The 400-nt window shown below is 67.0% G+C and carries 1 protein-coding gene; it reads left to right on the forward strand.

What is annotated here, in order from left to right; translation table 11 throughout:
• Window positions 1-400 (forward strand): LysR family transcriptional regulator (locus JWG88_RS21470; RefSeq protein ID WP_205235861.1); only part of this gene is annotated, 400 nt, incomplete at both ends.

Raw genomic sequence — 400 nt, forward strand, 5'->3', positions numbered from 1 at the left:
GCTGCAAACCACACGTTCCAACGTGAGCCACCGGTTGAAGGCGTTCGAGCGCGCACTGGGCGTGCAACTGCTGCGCCGGACCACGCGCCGCGTGGAACCCACGGAGGTCGGCGCCGGCATCTATGAACACGGCCGAAGCATCCTGCGCGAAATGGCTGCCGCCGACGCGCTGGTCTCGTCGCTCGGCAAATCGCTGCAAGGCAGCGTTCGGCTGTCGGTGCCGACGGGGCTGGGGCATCTGCTGGTGTCGCCGCTGCTGGTGGCGTTCAAGCGGTCGTATCCGGATATCCGCCTGGATGTGCGGTTCGACAACCGCGTGTCCGACCTGATTAGCGAGGACGTCGACGTGGCGCTGCGCATCGTCTCCAACCCGCCGGAATCGCTGGTCGCCACGCTGCTC

Source organism: Desulfopila inferna, assembly GCF_016919005.1.
Taxonomy (GTDB): Bacteria; Desulfobacterota; Desulfobulbia; order Desulfobulbales; family Desulfocapsaceae; genus Desulfopila_A; species Desulfopila_A inferna.